This is a genomic window from Shewanella sp. SP1S2-4 (assembly GCF_031932075.1).
Classification (GTDB): Bacteria; Pseudomonadota; Gammaproteobacteria; order Enterobacterales; family Shewanellaceae; genus Shewanella; species Shewanella baltica.
The window spans coordinates 19126-41078 of sequence record NZ_JAUOET010000002.1 but is presented as its reverse complement, the minus strand read 5'-3'; the positions used below and the strand labels follow the sequence as shown (position 1 = coordinate 41078).

Sequence of the window (21953 nt, the reverse complement as noted above, 5' to 3'; positions counted from 1 at the left end):
GCCGTCAACGGTCACTTCCATGACAGTGCTTAATCCTATTAACCTTTGCGGATCTCTGCTAGCCAGCAAAGATAGAAGGCGAAAAAGCGACTCACCTTATCTTTGTTCCCGCTTTGATAACTAAATCAAGGTGCATTGCGATACCCAAAAAGAGGCAGCGATCTCTGTAAACATATCTATTGAAGCTTGGATTCCAAAAATAACCGACACAGTTACTACAGTGAAAAACATGTCTATCCTGTCTTTTCTGTTATAAATCATTTCCCACGTAACTCTTCATTAGAATACTTTTGCATAATACGAGCGGATTGTTCGAATGCTTTATCAATGCTACTTTCACCTGAAATTATTTGGTTTGCAGCACTTAGAAACTTTTTTTCGATGTGATTGAGTAACCAGTTAATTCTCTGAAATTTTAGTTGATTAAACGCTTCTTTTTCATTTTCGTTACAAACAGCTGAAATTACGCTTTTGCAAATATCATCTTCCCACCAAAGTGGAACGTTTTTATTCACTCTCCCTTTTTTAATCACGATTGAAACTCTTCCGATTATACGTTGATAAGAATAAAAGTAAGAATAAATAAGCTCTCCAGCAAAAAGCCTATGCTCATTCACTGCTTCAAGTTTTCCTGAAAATAAATTATTAATATCATTTTCTGTGATATCAATAATATTTTCATTCTGGTCACTCCCAAAATCTTCGCCGAATTAACTTTCAACTAACAGGTCAGAAATAGTTAATATAGACGGCTTAATTTTTCTTAGTTCAACCATGCCATTCCATAAGTAGCTTATGGAGTTTAATACCTTATCATGACCCGCAGCATTAGTTGTGCGGTAGTGATTTTGAATAACAGCTAAAGCAGCACTGTCTTTATCCAACGTGTTTTTCAGCTCTAGTAACTTAGAATCATATTCATGTTTTATGCTATTTTTTAGCCTACTTTCAAACCAAGACTTTAGAAGGAACGATATTACAGCCCCTCCAAGTCCCCCAGTGACTAACCATTTTATAAATTCGATATCCATACATTCCATGATTTATAAAGCCCGCCTAATATGCGGGTAATGCTGGCTAAAATTAGCAAAGAATGAGCCCTACCAAGCGTTTGACATCATTTTTAATACGCATGTTAGCCTACTTTTCGTATGACTGCTTTATCGATTTGTCTAATAGTTGAATATAATCGTCATAGCTTTTTAGCACATAATTCAAGTACTCTTTCCCAATTACCACCTCTTTCCCATCATCATGAATAAATTTAACCTGTTCTATATGAGATTGGATAGCCTTGATCTTTCTACCATTTCCATCATTAGTTTTGCCATTTTGATGAACAATAGCATTTCTTAGCACTTGTATACCCTTAATATTTTTCCACTCGTCACTAGTTTTATATACGTTGAAGCCACAAACTTTTTCTAAGTACTTTGTTGAGCGTTCAAGTCCTTTGCCTGCAATATCATTCAGTCCTACTGTTACTTCATGCTCTTTGACGTAGCTTTCACATAACTGATCTAACTCATGCTCAAACATTCCAGTGAGTGTGAGTAGTGCCGATTTACGTTGCATATTGGGGAAGTACTCACTAAAAACTTTATGAATACCCCACATTTCATCATCTAAGCCCTGATATACGGTAACAGCATGTACATACCCTTCTTCTGGGTAATCATCTACTTCGTAAATTTGCTGGTTATCTTTAAATTTCTGTATATTAAGAGCAACTTGTTCTTCAATTCCTTCTATATAGCTTTTCATTAACTCAAACTCGGGTGAAAGGTAACTTTCATACCAGTCTTTTAAAGTTGGTTTCATTAAAAACACTTAATCACTCCTGAGATATCATGTTCAGTAGGCTTAACGTCTTAGTACTTATGCGCTGCGCTATTTGCAGGGCATAAATCGCTTGTTTACTAAATCTTAAATATGGCCGCTGCCACGGCCATATTAATTGGTATCAATGATGCTATAGGAATTTGCTTTTTTGGGGTAGCTGTTTTTAGACAATTTTGTGGGTAATAGCTTGATATTGTTTCAGCTTTATCATTCTTTCTGGCTCATTTTGGCGGATTCATGATGTTGATTTACATCGTTCCAACCCAGCATTTATCGATTCACATAAGCATTCAGCAAACAAGTTTGTGACATGACAATGCGCTAGCCAAAAACCAATAAAACGGATTTTTAGCCTCGGGAACCAGACTTGAGAAGGCTGATTCATGGGCACTATTTAAAGCATTAGTTCAAATGGTCTCAACTTCGAAACAAAAACAGGTAACCTTTGTATTTGTAAGCAGTTTAAAAAATCAGAGGCATTCATTGGCGGATTTTTTAAGCTACGTCTTTGCTGTTGAGCCGCTTTGATACAAGCACTTGGATTTAACTCGAACATATCACATAAAAACTCATCTGGATGAATAGCTGATAGCTCAAGAGAGTTTATCGAGACAGCAATTGTTAAATTTTGCGTTAGCGGGGACGAAGAGTGAAACAGAGGGTGAAACAAGACATCCACAACTCTTTAATGCTTTAATTGACCAATCAGACAACTCAAAAATCGACGGAATACGCATCCCCTCGGAGTTGCCGCAGAGCGAATAGAGCTCTTGATTTAATAAAGAGCGCGTGAGTCTCGGCATGGTCGTTCTAGTGCATCCATGCACTTTACGACATTCAGGCATCCTGCCTATCAGATGCCGAGATAGCGTCTGTCGAATCAGTGACGAGCGTCTGACGCGATAGCATAAGGGCGCTAATTGCCCAAGGGGCTTTCAACTCCGTTGGGAGCGTCATGGCTGAGTGGTTATAAATAGGAAGGAGGATAGGACGAGCAGTCCTCCTTGGTCGACTCTTGATTAAAAATCAGGGGGTGAAGCCCCACGACGTTGATTTTTATTAAAAAATACAAATAGCAGTTTATCAAGACACCCACTGTTAAATTTTGCTACCTAAAGAACAAATTAGGTGCGGTTTCAGACCGTCAAAATGCGGTTGAGCTCGCGAAATTAAGCTGGGTAGCCAGATTTTTATTCGAGCTTTCCCCACCCCATGAGCACAAATCAAGTTGACTAAACAGCTAAGTTTCGCTTGAATTAGGACCTAACAAATAATTAACATTCAGAACAACGCTAAGCTGACTTAGACTTAGAAACGCAAAAGGACATGAATGCATTACACTTTTCGAACGTTTATGCTGGATGTTCAAAACCGCACTCTGCACTGTAATAGTGAACGCATTAACTGTGATGAACGCGTTATCCTACTTATTAGTCTCTTGATTGAAGCCTATCCGGCACACTGTGACCAAGCATTTTTACTCGAAAAAATTTGGCCTAATACTGTCGTGAGTAGCTGGTCGGTAGCTAGGTTAATTTCAGATACCCGTAAATTGTTCACTTCAGCAGGATTGGATATTCCGATAATCCAAACATTACACGGCAGAGGTTACCGCTTATCCCACGATATTGCCGCCATACTCAGTTCACAAAACGATGAAGTACAACCCGCAGCGCCGCAGAATACCGACACCCCGACAGTCAATCTCGACCCCAGTAAAACACAGCAATCTGATAGTGGTCAGCAGCAAAGCCCAAATCAAACCCAGCCAAGCTACAAACGGGTTAACTTGCGTTATCTGTGGCTATTTATCGCGTCCGTTGCGATAACACTTGCAGTAGCAAGCCACCAGCAAACTCAGCGTGCCAATCCCTTAGTGTTAGCAGAACCCAATAATGTCAAAGCAAGGATCCTTTGGGTGGATGACCATCCTGAGAATAATCAAACTGAACGGCAATACCTCGAAGAACGACAGATTGGGGTGTACACCACACAAACAACCCAAGATGCCCTCACGCTACTAGGTCTCTATCGCTACGATGCCATTATTACCGATATGGGACGGGAAGCCGATCCTTTGGCGGGCCTAAAAATGACACGGATGATCAGGGAACTTGGCATACCAACCCCCATTTACTTATATACCATTATGCCCTCTGAAGCGTTAAGGCAAAAAGCCCGCGATCATGGCGCTAATGACATTGCCGTCGAAGCAGAAGATTTATATCAACACTTGACCCCACTTATTGACTCCTTTGATTTAGAGTCGTCCCCACACTAGCCCTGCACTCAGCAGATTAGTCATCATCTAAAGCTATAGAGTAACTAATTGATAATTATAACATTCAAATTTAATCAATAGATTTCAAAGACAGATTTAAGATAGCCGTTATATACCTTTTCTATCGATAACTGTTCTATGCCTTCGGTATATCGATTGCTCAGCATAAACCGCAGTAAAGCAATGAAAGCGCCTGTGGATTTAGCTCCGTAACTCAATACGTCTACCTAAGTTTCATAAAAGGAATTGATATAATGAAGCCGACCTACCTCCTTGCTATTCCGCTACTCGCAGGACTAATACTGACTGCCTGTGGTGGTGACGACAATGACGACGATGAAGTGACACCGACACCGCCCCCGACTCCACAGCTTGCTATCAAAGGCAATGTGAAAGGGCTTTCTGACACAGTTAAGCTCGAATTACAAAAAAATGGTCAAGCAGTAGAAACACTGTCGATTCAAAGTGATGGCACAGATAAGGCCTTTACATTTCCCACCATGCAAGACGAAGGCATTAGCTTTGCGATTACTGTTAACACTCAACCTGCGGCACAAACTTGCAGCGTAACTAATGGCAGTGGCACCTTAAATGCGACGACAGCGGTCGCCACTTTAGTCACTTGCGAAGATAACCCCAATGCTGAGCTAACCGGAATACTGAGGGACAGCCCAGTCGCGGGCATTAACTACCAAATCGAAACCAAAGAAGCAGGAATCACGAGTGATATCGGTGAATATCAATACCTTAAAGGTGAGCATGTCACCTTCTCCGTGGGTGCGATAATGTTTCCTGCAACGGCGGCAGCAATCTTGATCACACCCACAGAAATTGCCGCAGGTAACCAAGTCACCAAAGTTAATATCCTGCAGCTATTACAAACCTTAGATAAGGATTGTGATGTTGAAAATGGGATTCAAGTGAAGGCTACAAGCCACGAACTGTTAGCCGATACCGTACTCGATATCACTAGTGCTGATTTCGATGCCAACATCAATGCAGCCTTTACGACCAAGAACTCAGGCTTAACGTTAATCAGCGAGACTCAAGCATTAACACACTTTGACAGTTCAAATCGTAACTTACTTTTAGGCAGCTGGTTATTCACCGAAGGTGATGGCCAACGGACAGTGCTGACATTTAAAGACCATTCTAGCTACATCATGATCCACGAGCATGAAAGTGACGGTGGTCAAAGCGCTGCATCGGTGGAATATGGTCATTACACCTGGGATTCACAAACAGGCAGCTTTAGTGTCAGCATCATTGCGCAATCTGATGGTTCAGGAGGGTTTTATGACGAAGGAAGCACAGTCAATAACGCGACCGTGAATTTAGATAAACTGACGGTGAGTTTTATCGACAATACTGAAGGAGACATTACCCTCACACGTATCGAAGATAAAAACGATCCGCTGATTGGTACTTGGCACGTACTTGATACTGAAGCTGATAATGACAGTTTTGTCACCTTCCTGCCCAATCAAAACTATGTGATTGCCCATACAGCGAATACAGATAGCTACGAAGGTAAATCACCACAGGCGCAGTCTGGCGAGTTTGGTCGTTATATCAAAGATGCTAGCGGCTACAAATTTACCGCCACAGTCGAATCTGATGGACCTAATGGACTCTACAGTACTGATTCACCAGATGACTATCTATTCTCATCAATCAAAATCACCGCTTGGGGAGAAATGATCGCAGTTCAAAATGGTGCAGAGGGCGGTACTTTCTCACTCGATTATATTGGTGGCTTTGTCTCAGAACTCGTTGATAAACCTAGCTCTGCTGCGGGTACGAGTCTTGGGAGAATTACCTCAGTACGAGATATTTCAGGCTTTATTAGCGCTGACATAGTCAATAAGCCACTGCAATTTGATTTGGAATATGCGAGCGACACAGAGAACCGCTGTATAACGAGTTTCGGTAATAATCGTTGCGGCGCGCGTTACACTATGTTGGTTCGAAATCTTGCAGAGAATGATATTGGCGACACCATAGGTGATGTGAACTTAACTGAGGTGACTAGTAATACTCAAATCAACACCAATTTTTCAGTAACAACCGCAGGTACAGCAACCTTTAGTTACAGCAACACCCAAACTATGACCATTAGCCCTCTGCTCGGCAAATCCTGTCAAGGGAATCAAAGGGCATTAGTCAGCATCACTGACACCGCCAATAACCTTTCCCTTTGGCAAGTAGAGCTAACACCAACTCAACCTTAACGAAATAGATCTTCCACTTTGTCGGACTGTGCAAGTGCAAGCAGTCCGACGCTTTTTTTAGCTTTATCTCACCTGTTGTTTAATCGCTTACTTTCGCAAAAACGGGCAATCGCGATACGGGAGCGCCTTGGTTCACTATCCAAAGCGCCTTTATCCTTTACGGCTTAGTATTTAGCTTGAAGATGTGGGGGCAATAACATAGCCAGACATGGGCAATGCTTTAGACCCAAACCCTCCTTTCAATGAGAATAACTTTAGGTAGCGGCGGATCGCGGTTAGAATACTCACCCTGTTTTTCTTGGTTACTTTTTCGGAAACAATAATGTCCCATTCAGCGCTTAATTCTTTTGATGATTTTTACCAGCTTTTGGCTGACAGCTTGGCGAAGAATAGTCTGATCAAACTATTGTTGAGTAAGTACCGAGGGGCAGATAAAAGCCTGCAGCGCATTACGATTCGGCCGATTAGTTTGCAAAATGAGCCTATGCTGTCGTTTGTGTATCAACACCAGACGAATCACATCACTAAAAACCTGAGTTATGACGAAGGCTTAGCCAGCATAAAACTGTTACTCGGTAGCGATTTTAAGAGTGCCCACTTAGCTACGGCAGAGGCAGAAGTTCAGCTTGAGATCAGCAAAAAAGGCAAAGTCCAAATCAGCACACATAACGTTAAACAAACCGTCGCTGCGCCGTTAGAACATGACCGTGAGAAAAAACGTTTTGTGGATATCGAACGGCCCTTCCTGACCAAGCTAGGGGTGACGGACAGCCAACATAATCTTATCCCTGCGATGTCGCGTAAATGGAAACAAATCAATAAATTTATTGAGGTTTTCAGTCAAGCACTCGAAGCCTCACCCCACAAGAATGACCAACCAATCAATGTGGTCGATTTTGGTTCAGGCAAAGGCTATCTCACCTTTGCAATCCATGATTACCTGCGCCATAGCCTACACAATGATGCGCAGGTGACTGGGGTAGAATTGCGCCAAGCCTTGGCCGATTTATGTAATGAAACAGCGGCAACGCTAGATCATCAAGGCTTGTCGTTTGTCTGCGGCGATGTGAGAACCCATGCGCCTAAGCAAACCGATGTGATGATCGCGCTGCACGCCTGCGATATCGCCACTGACTATGCGATTCATTATGGCATTCGCGCCAATGCCGACATCATCATGTGTTCGCCTTGCTGCCATAAACAAATTCGGCCGCAGATGCACAGCCCAGAATTGTTCAAACCTATGCTGCAATATGGAGTGCACATGGGCCAACAGGCTGAAATGGTGACGGATTCATTACGTGCGCTATTTTTGGAAGCCAACGGTTATGCGACTAAGGTGTTTGAATTTATCAGCCTAGAACATACCAATAAAAATAAGATGATTTTGGCCGTTAAAAAGCCACAACAGAATCAGAAAGACAGCGCCGTAATCCTCGCGCAAATTGCTGACATTAAAGCCTATTACGGGATAAAGGAACATTGCTTAGAAACCTTACTCGCGCAAACCCAAGCCGATTAACGGCCGGCGGTTTACTGGCAAAGCATTAAAACTTTGCGCTCATGACAACCCCGTTGAAATTGAGGCAATCTTTAATTCTTTGCTGCTGAACCGCGCTAAGGGTGTCGATATCGTGGAAGGCAAACTCTGAATGTTCGTGGCTTAAGTGGATCGGCAATGACTCACCTTCTGCCACCTCAGGCCCATCAGGCAATAGCAGTTCACAACGAAAAATAAAGGCTTGGGATTGATAGGCGCTGTGATAATACACGCCGCTCAAATAGTTAACCTGCACACTTAAGCCTAATTCCTCTTGGCATTCGCGTACTAAGGCCTCGTGAATCGTCTCACCAGGCTCGAGTGCGCCGCCGGGCAAGCCCCAAGCAAAGTTACCGTAATTGGCCTTAAGCAACAGCACTTGTCCCTGCGCATTAGTGATAACCGCGTGGCTGCTCAGTCTAAAGGTATCGTTAAAGGCCACTCAGTTATCCTTGCATTTATGTTCGGTACGTATTTGAGATATCAAACAAAATCACTTCGCCGCAAAGGTATTACAACTGGCGAGATTACCCGAATCAAACCCTGTCTTAAACCATTTCACCCGCTGCGCCGAACTGCCGTGGGTAAAAGCATCGGGCTGTACGGCGCGACCCGCCATCTGTTGCAGACGATCGTCACCCACAGCACTGGCGGCGGCAATACCTTCCGCTAAATCGCCCGCTTCAAGTAAATTAAGTTGTTGATTGGCATAATGCCCCCAAATCCCCGCGTAACAATCTGCCTGTAATTCGAGTGCAACACTCAATTGATTCGCCTGCACTTTACTGCCAGATTGCTGTGCTTGACGCACCTTAGTGCTAGTGCCCAGTAGATTTTGCACATGGTGGCCTACTTCGTGGGCAATCACATAGGCAAAGGCAAAATCGCCGGGCGCGCCTAAGGTTTTAAGCTCATCAAGAAAGCTGAGATCGATATATACCTTGCTATCGGCGGGGCAATAGAAAGGCCCAGACTGCGCCTGTCCCATACCGCAGCCAGTGGAGGTCATATTGCGATAAAGCACTAACTTAGGCTCTCGATATTGTCCCTTGAGTAACTGGCCCCAAACGGTTTCTGTGGTGCCTAAAATGGCCGCCACAAACTGGGCATTTTCATCCTGTACCGCGGTCGTTGAGCTAGATTGGGATTGGCTAAGATTAGCTTGAGTGCTCGGGTCGAGTGACAGGCCACCAGTAAAATACTGAAAAGCGAAATAAATGCCGCCGATGAGCAACACCACACGGCCAAGTTTAGTTCTCAGTAAAAAGGGCAAGAACCTGAGTAACAAAGCACTCGGCACGCCCGCTGATGCCATTTGCTGGCCGCGTCTGTCTTCGATATTGGAGCTTCTGTCAGTGTCACGCCAGCGCATCGCATTCCTTCACTCAGTAGTTAAAACTTTCGTTAAACCGTTCGTTACATCGCTATTTGAGCCGCTTAGATGCACAGCTCTATTTCGTATTTGCACTCTAGCGCCTAGTGGTTAAGAGTCTAGTGGTTATTTCGCTTGTGTATCGCTTGTGGGCGCATCTTTCAGTGAGCGTAAAAACAATCCTAAACCACCAAAAGCCAAAACGAGGATCACGATAAGTTCAAAGGCCGACATAGATTTAAAGTGGAATTGAATCGAGCTAATAACCCCCACAATCAAGGCCGTTAGCGAACCTAAACTCAGCAGCCAAGCTAACTTACTCTTAGCGTCAAAAAACACCATCACAATGCCGATAATAAACGGTAGCATCACCATGCCTGTGGTAATCGACATGCCTTGCCCAAAGGCATTCACTCGATATAAACCATAGCCCAGCCCAAAGCTAGAGCTCACTTGTATTGCATTGAACAATAAATAAAATCCGCCACACATCATGGCCAGACCCATAAAAAATTGTCCTGTCCCGCCCTGTGTTCCGCCCGCACCTTTCATAGATATCCTTTCTAAATTAACGATTTTTGAGTGGCTTGCTCTATGGCCGTTTTCAGCCGTTGTTTTTCTTCCGCTGCTTTTGCCTTTTGGTACTCGTCGAGATTTTTATCCGCCTCGGCAACACAGCGCAGTTTATCTCGCATAGGCTCATAGGGATCGACATCAGTTCTGGCAGAACATGCTAATTCGGCGCAGCCAGACATCAACAGTGAAGATAATAAGGCTAACATAATCAATAATATTTTCATCTTTAAAGCGCTCTAATTAGTACAACAATAATGACACGTTTAAGCACAATGACATTAACAAGCTTGCTCTTTGCTGTATAACACTAACATTGACAGAAATAATACCAAGGCCAACACTCAATGGTGGATTTTCATACTGTTAAACGACGCGCTACAGCGACTTAAATATGGAGCTGCAATCCATGTACAGGCGCTAAAGTTAATATAAGGAATGACCTTGAATACTCTATTGATTGGGAAAGGTGATCAGCAGGTTCACTTAAATCTTAAGTATGCCAATCGCCATGGATTAATTGCCGGCGCCACAGGAACAGGCAAAACCGTGTCGCTAATGAGCCTAGCCGAAGGTTTCTCACGCCAAGGCGTACCAGTGTTCATCACAGATGTTAAAGGCGATATCTCGGGTCTTGCGATGGCGGGGACGCCAAGTGAAAAGCTGTTACAAAGGGCGGCGCAAATTGGCATAGAGGATTATCACAACGAGGCTAACCCTGTGGTGTTATGGGATTTAGCGGGCGTTCAAGGCCATCCACTGCGTACCACCATCAGCGAAATGGGCCCAACCTTACTCAGTCGAATTTTAGAATTAAATGACACCCAAAGTGGCATCTTAGACATAGTGTTTCAACTGGCGGACGACCAAGGGTTATTACTGCTCGACTTAGATGATCTGCGGGCCATGCTGGCCTTAGTTGCCGAGGAACGCAAAGAAATCTCCGCCAAATATGGTTTAATCAGCGCCCAATCCCTCGCAGCGATTCAGCGCTCAGTGCTAGGACTTGAGCGCGATGGCGGCAAAGACTTTTTTGGCGAACCCGCGTTGCAGCTTGACGATCTTATGCGCACCAATTTACAGGGGCGCGGCATCATCAATTTGTTAGCGGCGAATAAGCTGATTTTAACGCCACGTTTATATTCAAGTTTTTTACTCTGGCTACTGTCAGAATTATTTGAGAATTTGCCCGAAGTCGGCGATCCCGAAAAACCTAAACTCGTGTTCTTTATCGATGAAGCACATTTACTCTTTGAAGGTTGTCCACCGAGTTTATTAAAACGCGTCGAACAGATCATGCGCCTTATTCGCTCAAAAGGCGTAGGCGTTTATTTTTGCTCGCAATTTCCTGATGATGTGCCGAGTGAAATTCTCGGACAATTGGGTAATCGCATTCAACATGCCCTGCGAGCTTACACGCCAAGGGATCAAAAGGCGGTCAAAACCGCCGCCGAAACCTTTGTGCCTAACCCCAAACTGGTTGTCAGTGAGGTTATTTCCCAGCTCGGCGTAGGCGAGGCTTTAGTGTCTATGCTGGCCGACAAGGGCGTGCCGACTATGGTCGAGCGCGCACTCATCGCACCGCCGCGTTGCCGCATGGGACCCGCCACGAATGAGGAGTTACAACAAGTCCGTGCCCAAAGCCCGATTGGTGGTAAATACGATCATGCCATCAACCGTGAATCGGCCTACGAACGCCTTAACCAAAGACGTAGTGGCGCTGCCACCAGCAACCCCACATCCACAGCAAGTGATGCAGCAAATGATGGCCAAACGGGTCAAAAAGCCGAAGAACAAGGTTGGTTCAGTGAACTTATTTTTGGTAATAAACGCCGCCAAGGTTTAGCTGAGACCTTGTCCAAGCAAGCGGCACGCACTGTCGGCAGCCAATTAGGCAAACAAATTTTGCGCGGCATATTAGGCGGGATGTTAGGTAAATCGAGCCGACGCTAGGCAATCCATAATTAGATCACATATTCGAAAGCTGTGTGATAGATCGCATATTTCTTATACAGGTTAACGCTAGCATTAGCGTTAATTATTCTAAGTGATCGATGGATCATGGTACGGAATTCGGTGATAAGATTATTTTGCTGTAATCGCTCATTGAGGCAAATCAATTCACAGATAATTATCAATGATTTTAAATATTTGTAATTTTAAAATGTTGTAATTCGAGATAAAAATTTCGCTTCAATCAGGACATCATGGAACAGGTTCAATTAAGTACGGCTTGCATGATTAGCCTGATGAATAACCAAAGAGTACATGGAGTTTTATATGAGTAAAGAGCAAAAAAACCGTAAAGAATCGAAGAAACAACCGCTGTTGTCTGCTAAAGAAAAGAAAGCAGCAAAACACGCGAAAAATGCCACTAAAGGTTTCTTAGATAACACTAAATAGTGTCTTGTTATTCAAAGGTTCATCCTCAAATAACACAAATAGGGTTAACTCAGGTTAGCCCTTTTTATTGTGCATTTTTCCTTAAACCGACCTCGTTAAGCCCCACGATAGCGCCGCCGCAAAACCGCCTCAAATCTTCGTTTTATGATGCAAAAGTAGCAGCTATCGACTATAGCCTAATTGACCTTTTTCAGGTTTTATGTAGTTATATTCAGCAGGCTAAGGTATTCCAAGCTCGAAAGACCCTACATAACATTATAAAAAATAAGGATATTTCACAATGAAAATCAAAAAACGTTTTGTCGCCGTCGGCGCCGCCGTGACACTCACACTCAGTGCCGCCGCTATGGCCGCCGCACCCGCTTTTATTAACATACTCACGGGTGGCACCAGTGGCGTGTATTACCCTATTGGTGTAGCCCTATCGCAACTCTATGGCACTGGAATCGAAGGTTCTAAAACCTCAGTTCAAGCGACGAAAGCCTCGGTAGAAAACCTCAATCTACTGCAAGCGGGTCGTGGCGAATTAGCGCTCGCGCTAGGTGACTCAGTCGCAGCCGCTTACCAAGGTGATATTGATGCGGGCTTTAAAACGCCACTGGATAAAATCCGTGTGCTCGCCTCTGCTTACCCTAACTACATTCAAATTGTTGCCAATAAAGAGTCTGGCATTAAAACCTTGGCCGATTTAAAAGGGAAACGTATCTCTGTCGGCGCACCTAAATCGGGTACCGAACTCAATGCCAGATCAATTTTTAAGGCAGCGGGTTTAAGCTACGAAGATATGGGTAAAGTCGAGTTTTTGCCCTATGCCGAATCCGTTGAACTCATCAAAAATCGTCAGTTAGACGCGACCTTGCAATCGTCTGGTCTCGGTATGGCAGCCATCCGCGATTTAGCGGCGACTATGGCAATCAACTTTGTTGAAATTCCAGAGGATGTGATTGCTAAGATTAACAACCCTGCCTATCAACATGGCGTGATCCCAGCATCGACCTATGAAGGCCAAACCACTGACGTTTCTACTGTTGCCATTCAAAACCTGCTGGTAACGCAAAGCGGCGTGTCGGACGATTTAGCCTATCAAATGACTAAGATCATGTTCGAGCACTTAGATCGTCTCGGTAACGCGCACTCAGCCGCTAAATCTATTAGCCTAGAGAAAGCGACGAAAAATCTGCCGATACCGCTACATCCAGGTGCAGAACGTTATTACAAAGAAGTAGGCGCACTCTAAGTTTTGCTGATATCTGTGCACCCTAATTCCAAACTAAGCGATCGAGATGCCGTTGAATAACGGCATCTTTTTATATCCAAACAGCCTCAAACGGTAGAATTCAATCATTGATGCGCCTTGAATTGAAGCGGATCTGAAACTCGTATATTGAGGTAGCTTGGGTATATATCGCCCTCTGTAGTCTAATGCTGTGAGGCATAATATGAGTGATCCCCAACAAGGTCTCAGCGCTAATACTGGCGATTGGCCCAAGGCGCTATTCTATACCGCCTTAATTTTTTCTATTTTTCAAATCATCACTGCCGCTTTTCATCCCGTGTCGACGCAAGTGCTGCGCGCCACCCATATTGGCTTTTTGCTGCTCGTGGTGTTTTTGAGTTATCCCGCCAGAGGTAAATCACAACCTTGGCAACCGCTCGCTTGGCTACTCGGTTTAGCAGGCATGGCAACGGCGGCTTATCAGTGGTATTTCGAAGCCGACTTAATTCAACGTTCTGGCGAGCTGACCGATGCGGACATGGTGATAGGTATCACTTTGATCGTATTGGTATTTGAAGCGGCGCGCCGAGTCATGGGCTGGGCACTACCGATTATCTGTGGCATCTTTTTGGCCTATGGCTTATTGGGTCAATACCTACCAGGCGATTTGATGCACCGCGGCTATGGCTTCGATCAAATTATCAACCAATTAGCCTTCGGCACCGAAGGCTTGTACGGCACACCAACCTATGTGTCGGCGACGTATATTTTCCTGTTTATTCTTTTCGGCTCCTTTTTAGAACAAGCCGGGATGATCCGTTTGTTTACCGACTTTGCCATGGGATTGTTCGGCCACAAGCTCGGCGGCCCTGCTAAAGTCGCTGTGGTCTCATCGGCGCTGATGGGAACGATTACGGGCTCAGGAGTGGCGAACGTCGTCACCACAGGGCAATTTACCATTCCATTGATGAAGCGATTTGGCTATCGCTCCGCCTTCGCCGGTGGCGTGGAAGCGACATCGAGTATGGGCAGCCAGATCATGCCGCCTATCATGGGCGCCGTGGCCTTTATCATGGCCGAAACCATTAACGTGCCCTTTATCGAGATCGCCAAAGCGGCATTGATCCCCGCGCTTCTTTATTTCTGCTCAGTATTCTGGATGGTGCACTTAGAGGCCAAACGCGCCAATCTTTGTGGCCTGCCCAAAGATCAATGTCCCGATCCTTGGGCGGCGATTAAAGAACGCTGGTATCTCCTTATCCCCTTGTTTATTTTGGTCTACTTGCTGTTTTCGGGCAGAACGCCGCTGTTCTCTGGCATGGTAGGGTTAGCCCTCACCTCGATAGTGATCTTAGGCTCAGCCATCGTCCTGCGGTTGTCTTCAATGGCGATGCGGATTGCCTTTTGGATTGCCCTTGGGGTGTTATGTGCTGGCTTCTTCCAACTCGGGATCGGAGTCGTGTTTGGGGTTATCGCCCTGCTAGTCGCCATTTGTTGGTTTATTAAGGGCGGCAAAGAAACCCTCACAGTTTGCTTACACGCGCTGGTTGAAGGCGCGCGTCATGCTGTGCCTGTGGGTATTGCCTGCGCCTTAGTGGGCGTGATTATCGGCATAGTGTCACTCACAGGGATTGCTTCAACCTTCGCGAGCTACATTCTCGCCGTTGGCCAAGATAACCTGTTCTTGTCACTCGTGTTGACTATGATCACTTGCCTAGTGCTCGGCATGGGGATCCCGACGATTCCTAACTACATTATTACCAGCTCAATAGCCGCACCCGCATTGCTCGACTTAGGCGTACCGCTTATCGTCTCGCATATGTTTGTGTTCTATTTCGGCATCATGGCCGATCTCACCCCGCCCGTTGCCTTGGCCTGCTTTGCCGCAGCGCCGATTGCGAAGGAATCCGGACTTAAGATCAGTCTCTGGGCGATTCGTATTGCCATTGCCGGTTTTGTGATCCCCTTTATGGCGGTTTACGATCCAGCCTTGATGCTCCAAGGTGATAGCTTATTAGAGACGGGCTTTGTGGTGCTGAAGGCAACGGTCGGTATTGGTATTTGGGGCGTGATCTTTACCGGATATCTACTACAAAAACTCTATTGGTGGGAACGCGTTATCGGCTTCCTTGCGGGGGCAAGTTTGATCCTTGCGACGCCATTGAGCGATGAAATCGGCTTTGGACTCGCGCTGTTGTTTATCGTGCAGCACAGTTGGCGCGCGCGCAAACTCAAACGTCTGGCAGAGCAAGGATAAACCCTTGGGATTGTCAGTCGTTAATAAGTCTAAGGTAAAGCTATGCTAGGCCTATGTTTAGGCCTAGCAGGTACCCTGTGGGCGCAAGTGCCCACAGAGCACTTCACCTTGGCATGGAACCACACCATAGAGAAAATCCGCTGGGAGGAAGACTATCACGTCACGCCTCAAGGCTTAGTGCTAGTCGAAGCGCGAGTAAAAGGCACGGGGGCAGGCATGGAAATCCCAGATGATGCCTATCTTAAAAATGGCAGCTGGCATTATCGGCCTAAGCTACCCACTCTGCCTAAATTACGTTTAGGCCGTACACCCGAGGCGGGAGATTTTGAACTTTGTTTTGCGCAGGCTTCTGGCAAGGTGCAATGCCAAGCCATGAGTCATTGGATTGGTCAGCCGAACAAGCAAGATGCCGCCGTTGAGGTGTGGGGTTGTGAACAGGCAAATGTCGCGCCTATTGATGTTCGCTAAGCGAGTAAATGACGGGCGGGTTAAGGGTTAGCAATCATCAGCTTGCTGGTAAAAGCGATAGCCATTTTTACCTTGGTGTTTCACGCGATACATAGCAGCATCCGCGCGATCGCAGCTTTTGGCAAAACTATCACCATAGCTAAATATATCGATACCGATACTCAGGCCTATCTCCACGTCACAACCTTCAAGCAAAAAGCCCTGTCGATAAACATCGAGCAAAGACTGTGCGAGCATAGCTAAAGATTCAATATCGGAGGACGGCAGTATGATCACAAACTCATCGCCACCTAGCCGAGCGATCTTCGCTAACTCACCCGAGTGAGACACTAATGTATGCGCTACATGCACCAATAAATTGTCGCCAAACTTATGGCCGTGACGGTCATTTAAGGCTTTAAAACCATCCAGATCGATAAAGAATAATGCGCCGCGCATCTCAGGTTGCAAACACTCATCGAACGCTTTGGCTATGGCTTGGCGATTCATTAAGTTGGTGAGGGGATCGCTGTGCGCTAACAGTGCCAAATCCAGTTCGTAGCGTTTTTCTTGGGTGATATCGATATGACTGCCCATCATCCGCAGCGGCGTGCCATCGGCAAAACGTTCAACAATGCGCCCACGGTCAGACACCCAAGTGACGCTGCCATCTTTATGCAGCATTCTGTGTACTGCCTGATAGTAATCGGACTTGCCACTGACATGATCTTCAAAGGCTTTTATCACCCATGCTTTATCTTCTGGGTGTAACTTACTTTTCCAGATATCAACGTGGGCGGCTAATTCTTCAGGACTAAAACCGAGCATTTCGCCCCAGCGCATATTGAATATCGTTAAATTCCCGCTTGGAATATGCTGTTCCCACAGGCACAAGCCATTGCCATCGAGGGCGGCAAACAGTTTTTCTTCGGCACGACGATTCAACGCCGTTAACTGAGCGTTTTCACGTTTGAGCTGAGCAATTTCAGCCTGAAGTTGCTTGATGTGTTCTGCTGCCGTATCCGATGCCACGAAAAATCTCTTTCATTAAAGCGGGAAATCTTGTCCAGTGTAAAACACTCAATGCCGAAGCAAGATAGCGAGGAGTGCAAGATGAGCCAAAATCATGCTGGCTCAATCGAGCTTACACAGACTATCGCTATCATGCCACGCTTAGTCGCGCGTCAGCACTTCAAGCAATTCGATTTCAAAGGTGAGATCAGAATTTGGTTTAATATGCGCACCGACTTGGCGCTCGCCATAGGCTAAATGAGCTGGCACTAATAACTTACGTTTGCCACCGACTTTCATCCCCATAATGCCTTGGTCCCAGCCTTTAATCACACGGCCAGTGCCAATAACACATTGAAATGCCTGACCGCGATCATAGGATGAATCGAATTGGGTGCCATCCTGCAAAAAACCACGGTATTGGGTGGTGATCAGCGCGCCTTTTACCGCTTCTTTTCCTTCGCCCACTTGCAGATCGATTACTTCTAACTCAGTCATTTCTTCACTCTCTTTTCTTGTTCGCACTTAATAAATTGCGCGATATTCAACTTTGCGCAGGATTTTATCACCGACGACCACGCTTGTCGGCGCTATTGCCACATTTCTGCGGCTCGGTTCACTGCTTTATTCTTGAGAATAAGGTCACCATGGGCGAGATAATCATCACTCAGCCTTTAAATAACCGTCCGTTAGCCCAATATATTAGCCGTATAGACGTTTTATTTTGGAGCTTTGCCATGATTATTGCCTGCCCCCATTGCGATACGTTAAACCGCGTTCCCGATGAGCGTGTAAACCAGCAACCTACTTGCGGTAAATGTAAGCTCAGTGTCTTTACGACTGCGCCGATTGAACTCACTAGCGCAAACTTTGCCAACCATGCCAATAAATCAGAGCTTCCCCTAGTCGTTGATTTTTGGGCCAGCTGGTGTGGCCCCTGTAAAAGTTTTGCCCCGGTATTTTCCGCGGCAGCTAAGACGTGGGAGCCGCAATTTCGCTTCGGCAAAATCAATACTGAAGAACAGCAAGCCCTTGCGGCGCAATTTAATATTCGCTCGATTCCCACTCTTATGATTTTTAAGCAAGGGAAAATACTCGCGCAGCAAGCGGGCGCTTTACCTCAGTCAGCCTTAAATCAATGGTTAAAAAGCCATAGTTAATCGCAGATAACTATTTCGCGCCCATAAAAATACCCAGACTCGCTGGGTATTTTGTTTTACGTGGTTCTCAATCTACTAGCATCAGATATCCCAAAAAACATGGGCGATAATGCCTAGCACTATCATGCTGATAAAGTTGATGATCATACCTACTCGCACCATTTCCGATTGCTTGATATGGCCAGAACCATAAACGATCGCATTGGGCGGCGTCGCCACTGGCAGCATAAAGGCGCAGGATGCGGCAATACCAATCAGCACAGATAACATCACAGGCGATACGCCTAATGCCTCGGCAATTGCAGCAAATACAGGCACTAACAGTGCGGCGCTGGCGGTGTTACTGGCAAACTCGGTCAGCATCACCACAAAGGCAATCACAGCAAAGACAAACAACGACATGTGCGTACTGCCGAAAATATCTGTCATCCAGTGGGCTAAAAACACACTAGTACCTGTGGTTTTCAACACTGCGCTTAGCGTTAAACCGCCGCCAAACAATATCAGCACACCCCAATCTGTGGTCGATTCAATCTTCTTCCATCCAACTAACCCTAAGCCCGCGAGCAAAACAACCGCGCCTAACGCCACTATGGTATCGAACTGAGTAATGCCACCTAATGCTTTGGCTAATGGCACACTGAAAATCCAGCAACATACTGTCGCGAGGAAGATAAGCAGGGTGAATTTACCTTGGAACGTCAGCTGCTGCGCTTCAACTTGCACATCGAACTTGGCTGAAAGATCCGGCTTAAAATACCAATACAAGGCAATCAACATTAACGGCAACATGAGGATAACGGTCGGAATACCAAACTTGAGCCAATCACTAAAACTCAAGCCAACTTGCGCCGCAGCAATCGCATTCGGTGGACTGCCCACTAAAGTACCGATACCACCGATGTTGGCCGAATAGGCAATCCCGAGCAGTAAAAACACATACGTGCTGTGGTATTTTTCGCGGTCTAGTTGCTGCAAAATCCCGAGAGCCAATGGCAACATCATCGCCGTGGTGGCGGTATTGCTGATCCACATTGAGAGCAGTGCCGTTACCCCGAACAGCATAAAGCAAGCGATACTGAGTTTGCCCTTAGAGGCTAACAACAACTTTTGTGCGATTAAGGTATCAATCTTTTGATGGTGTAAGGCCGCAGCCAGTACGAAGCCGCCGAAGAATAAATAGATGATAGGATTTGCAAAGCTACTCATAGCTTCCTTGGTTTCAAACACCCCAAAGAATACCGCGAGTATAGGCACGAGGATCGCGGTGATACTAATGTGGATCGCTTCGGTCAACCAAAGAATGCCAGCGAAAACCAGAATCGCCAGACCCGTGTTCACCCCTTGTTCGAAGGGTAAGCCGTAATAGAGTGCGAATAACAATACAATATCCGCCGCTAGGATCAGCATTTTCTTTTTATCGAGCCCCTCGCTGACGGGCGCTTTTTGAGGTGGAACAGTGCTTGAATCTGTTGATGACATGGTTACAACCTTAATACCATTTTATTTTGACGCAAATTTAGGGCATAGATCACACTTGGCAAAGCGGTTTATTTTGTAATTTTGCCACTTAGCAACCACACATTCTGCCGACTAAAAGCCCAGAAAAACCTTAAGTGAGATAAAAATCACCCATTTCTGATCTAAAGCCATGTGCAAAACTTTCAAACGAGCAAAAATCACGCAAAAGCTTGATAAAGCTGTAATTGAATAAGTGTTTAAAACTGTGACGTGGATCAGGTTTCACTTTAATACTAAGTGACAAACACTGAATTTAACCTTAAATAAAGTGGTTAACGCTAATTCAATCCTGTAACCACAGTTTTTGCCTATAAAACACCCATGAGTGTATTTACCACTCTTTGCCCCCTCAAGGTGACTGCAACTTAAAGTGATACGTAAACGAACATCCCAATGACAAAATTGCAGCTGGCATCAACTCAGTTTTATATTTCACGAAGAACTTTCATTTTTCGCATTTAAAATGTTGGTTTACATACTTAAAAACTTAAATGGCATGGTGATGGAAAAACGATTTAACCTTTTAAATTTATCTGATAATGCGAAAGGACATCTGATTAGCTTCCCTGTAGAATTTGTGCAGGCGCTTGCCACTTAACTCCAGCAAGTGCTCGATAACGTCTCCTAGTGGTTCCATCATTTATTTGATGCAAAACTGTGTAGAAATTAAAAATGTTTCAAACCATCAAAGCCGAAAACAACCCTAGAATCCTACTCAAATAAATAACATTTACAACTCAATATCCCTATGAATAATAAACACAAATATTATTCACCATCTCAGTCAATCTAACTCACTTTACCCCGCGAGCAATCCAACCTAGAGTCGCGCCCGTATTCTCGTCTCCTGTTCATTTTTTACCTATTTTGGTACCGCTTGTGGAAAATATGCTGTCAGCTCAACCCAATCAAAAGCCAGGGCTGTTTGTGCCTGTGGCAGGACTCAGTCTATTTGCTTTAGCGTCAGGCTACTTGATGAGTTTGATCCCACTCTCGCTCACTTACTTTGATTTGAGCCTTGATCTTGCGCCTTGGCTGGCGAGTATTTTCTACCTTGGCTTATTACTAGGTGCACCTTGTATTGCACCGATTGTCAGCCGCATAGGTCACAGTAAGGCCTTTATTTTGTTCTTAAATATCTTACTGTGCAGCGTTGTGGTAATGGTATTACTGCCACAGAGCAGTGTTTGGCTAGTATCACGCCTGATTGCAGGCTTGGCTGTTGCAGGGATTTTTGTGGTGGTCGAGTCTTGGTTACTTATGGCCGACACCCAAAAACAACGGGCAAAACGCTTAGGCTTATATATGACCGCCCTCTACGGTGGCACTGCCATTGGGCAACTTGCCGTAGATTATTTAGGCACCACGGGTAATTTACCCTACTTGGTAGTAATAGGTTTGTTGGCAGCGGCCAGCTTGCCCGCACTGTTAGTTAAACGCGGCCAACCGCAGTCCAGTGAACAACACGCTATTGCCCTTTCCGACCTTAAAACCTTAAGTAAACCTGCCATTGTCGGCTGTTTAGTCTCAGGATTATTACTCGGTCCCATCTACGGTTTATTGCCTGTTTATGTGTCGCGGGACATGGGTTTTGCCCAGCAGACGGGGCAATTTATGGCGCTGATCATTATGGGCGGCATGATAGTTCAACCCTTAGTGAGCTATTTATCCCCGCGTGTTGAAAAGAGTGTGTTGATGACAGCCTTTTGCTTAGTGGGTGCGGCGGCGCTGTTGTTACTGATACAAACATCGCTTGTGGGATTATGGTTAGGTTTTGTGTTACTCGGTGCCTGCGCCTTTGCTCTTTATCCCATCGCCATCAGTCTGGCGTGCGATCATTTACCCAGCAGCCAAATCGTCTCCGCCACTCAGATTATGTTGCTCAGTTATTCTGTGGGTTCGGTTATTGGTCCGGTTGCCGCCAGTCGTTTTGATGATGTAGAACATGGCTTACCGCTCTACTTAGCAGCAAGCTTTTTAGTCACGGTTTGCTATCTAAGCGCGCACTTACTCGCCCGAAGCAAAGCCCGTCTACCCACAGCGAAGGCTTAGCCCTGAGCCGTTAATGCTAAGTCTCTACACCCTGTGAATAACAATGG

General features: G+C 45.4%; 20 protein-coding genes. 10 read left to right on the top strand and 10 right to left on the bottom strand.

Annotation, left to right across the window (positions count from 1 at the left end):
* Nucleotides 1-257: 257 nt before the first annotated feature.
* From Q4Q52_RS02370 to Q4Q52_RS02360, 3 genes are all read right to left on the bottom strand, one after another.
* Nucleotides 258-617, bottom strand: a complete 360-nt coding sequence (locus tag Q4Q52_RS02370) for a hypothetical protein (protein WP_311989747.1) — start codon at nt 615-617, stop codon at nt 258-260.
* A 93-nt stretch (nt 618-710) separates the two neighbouring features.
* Nucleotides 711-1031, bottom strand: a complete 321-nt coding sequence (locus tag Q4Q52_RS02365) for a hypothetical protein (protein ID WP_311989746.1) — start codon at nt 1029-1031, stop codon at nt 711-713.
* A gap of 109 nt (nt 1032-1140) precedes the next feature.
* A complete protein-coding gene (locus Q4Q52_RS02360; protein ID WP_311989745.1) occupies nt 1141-1830 on the bottom strand; it encodes a hypothetical protein in 690 nt (229 codons plus the stop codon).
* A 1342-nt stretch (nt 1831-3172) separates the two neighbouring features.
* Between Q4Q52_RS02360 and Q4Q52_RS02355 the strand changes: the two genes are divergently transcribed.
* From Q4Q52_RS02355 to Q4Q52_RS02345, 3 genes are all read left to right on the top strand, one after another.
* The gene (locus tag Q4Q52_RS02355; protein ID WP_311989744.1) at nt 3173-4123 is read left to right on the top strand and encodes a response regulator; all 951 of its coding nucleotides are present in this window, start codon (nt 3173-3175) and stop codon (nt 4121-4123) included.
* 254 nt (nt 4124-4377) lie between these two features.
* Nucleotides 4378-6354, top strand: coding sequence for a hypothetical protein (locus Q4Q52_RS02350; protein WP_311989743.1), 1977 nt, complete (start codon nt 4378-4380; stop codon nt 6352-6354).
* Between the two features lie 322 nt (nt 6355-6676).
* Nucleotides 6677-7876, top strand: coding sequence for an SAM-dependent methyltransferase (locus Q4Q52_RS02345; protein WP_311989742.1), 1200 nt, complete (start codon nt 6677-6679; stop codon nt 7874-7876).
* Nucleotides 7877-7901: 25 nt separating this feature from the next.
* Here the strand turns inward: Q4Q52_RS02345 and Q4Q52_RS02340 are convergent, their stop codons facing one another.
* From Q4Q52_RS02340 to Q4Q52_RS02325, 4 genes are all read right to left on the bottom strand, one after another.
* The gene (locus Q4Q52_RS02340) at nt 7902-8336 is read right to left on the bottom strand and encodes an NUDIX domain-containing protein (protein ID WP_311989741.1); all 435 of its coding nucleotides are present in this window, start codon (nt 8334-8336) and stop codon (nt 7902-7904) included.
* A gap of 51 nt (nt 8337-8387) precedes the next feature.
* Nucleotides 8388-9266: a neutral zinc metallopeptidase gene (locus Q4Q52_RS02335; RefSeq protein ID WP_063884214.1), complete on the bottom strand. Its 879-nt coding sequence runs from the start codon at nt 9264-9266 to the stop codon at nt 8388-8390.
* 126 nt (nt 9267-9392) lie between these two features.
* The gene (locus Q4Q52_RS02330) at nt 9393-9818 is read right to left on the bottom strand and encodes a hypothetical protein (RefSeq protein WP_006084327.1); all 426 of its coding nucleotides are present in this window, start codon (nt 9816-9818) and stop codon (nt 9393-9395) included.
* Nucleotides 9819-9829: 11 nt separating this feature from the next.
* Nucleotides 9830-10066, bottom strand: coding sequence for a hypothetical protein (locus Q4Q52_RS02325; RefSeq protein WP_311989740.1), 237 nt, complete (start codon nt 10064-10066; stop codon nt 9830-9832).
* Between the two features lie 217 nt (nt 10067-10283).
* On the opposite strand from Q4Q52_RS02325, the gene Q4Q52_RS02320 reads away from it, so the two are divergent.
* The 5 genes from Q4Q52_RS02320 to Q4Q52_RS02300 all read left to right on the top strand — a co-directional run bounded on the left by Q4Q52_RS02320 (nt 10284) and on the right by Q4Q52_RS02300 (nt 16183).
* Complete coding sequence (locus tag Q4Q52_RS02320) at nt 10284-11792, top strand: helicase HerA-like domain-containing protein (RefSeq protein ID WP_311989739.1); 1509 nt, start codon at nt 10284-10286, stop codon at nt 11790-11792.
* Nucleotides 11793-12119: 327 nt separating this feature from the next.
* Nucleotides 12120-12242: a hypothetical protein gene (locus Q4Q52_RS02315; RefSeq protein ID WP_006079924.1), complete on the top strand. Its 123-nt coding sequence runs from the start codon at nt 12120-12122 to the stop codon at nt 12240-12242.
* A gap of 280 nt (nt 12243-12522) precedes the next feature.
* On the top strand, nt 12523-13479 hold the full coding sequence (locus Q4Q52_RS02310; protein ID WP_006079923.1) for a TAXI family TRAP transporter solute-binding subunit: 957 nt from the start codon (nt 12523-12525) through the stop codon (nt 13477-13479).
* 202 nt (nt 13480-13681) lie between these two features.
* Nucleotides 13682-15715, top strand: a complete 2034-nt coding sequence (locus Q4Q52_RS02305; RefSeq protein WP_311989443.1) for a TRAP transporter permease — start codon at nt 13682-13684, stop codon at nt 15713-15715.
* Nucleotides 15716-15757: 42 nt separating this feature from the next.
* Nucleotides 15758-16183, top strand: coding sequence for a DUF1850 domain-containing protein (locus tag Q4Q52_RS02300; protein ID WP_063884211.1), 426 nt, complete (start codon nt 15758-15760; stop codon nt 16181-16183).
* Between the two features lie 27 nt (nt 16184-16210).
* Here Q4Q52_RS02300 and Q4Q52_RS02295 read toward each other — a convergent pair whose 3' ends face one another.
* Together Q4Q52_RS02295 and Q4Q52_RS02290 are read right to left on the bottom strand one after the other, a co-directional pair.
* The gene (locus Q4Q52_RS02295; RefSeq protein ID WP_063884210.1) at nt 16211-17194 is read right to left on the bottom strand and encodes a sensor domain-containing diguanylate cyclase; all 984 of its coding nucleotides are present in this window, start codon (nt 17192-17194) and stop codon (nt 16211-16213) included.
* 141 nt (nt 17195-17335) lie between these two features.
* Complete coding sequence (locus Q4Q52_RS02290) at nt 17336-17671, bottom strand: FKBP-type peptidyl-prolyl cis-trans isomerase (protein WP_011845636.1); 336 nt, start codon at nt 17669-17671, stop codon at nt 17336-17338.
* 239 nt (nt 17672-17910) lie between these two features.
* Here Q4Q52_RS02290 and trxC point away from each other — a divergent pair, with 239 nt between their 5' ends.
* Nucleotides 17911-18333 carry a thioredoxin TrxC gene (gene trxC / locus Q4Q52_RS02285; RefSeq protein WP_311900878.1) on the top strand — a complete coding sequence of 141 codons (423 nt, stop codon included), beginning with the start codon at nt 17911-17913 and terminating at the stop codon, nt 18331-18333.
* Nucleotides 18334-18414: 81 nt separating this feature from the next.
* On the opposite strand, the gene Q4Q52_RS02280 is transcribed toward trxC, so the two are convergent.
* The gene (locus tag Q4Q52_RS02280; RefSeq protein WP_311989738.1) at nt 18415-19815 is read right to left on the bottom strand and encodes a DASS family sodium-coupled anion symporter; all 1401 of its coding nucleotides are present in this window, start codon (nt 19813-19815) and stop codon (nt 18415-18417) included.
* Nucleotides 19816-20742: 927 nt separating this feature from the next.
* On the opposite strand from Q4Q52_RS02280, the gene Q4Q52_RS02275 reads away from it, so the two are divergent.
* Nucleotides 20743-21906 (top strand): MFS transporter, encoded by a 1164-nt coding sequence (locus Q4Q52_RS02275; protein WP_107950353.1) that lies wholly within the window; start codon nt 20743-20745, stop codon nt 21904-21906.
* Nucleotides 21907-21953: the final 47 nt, after the last annotated feature.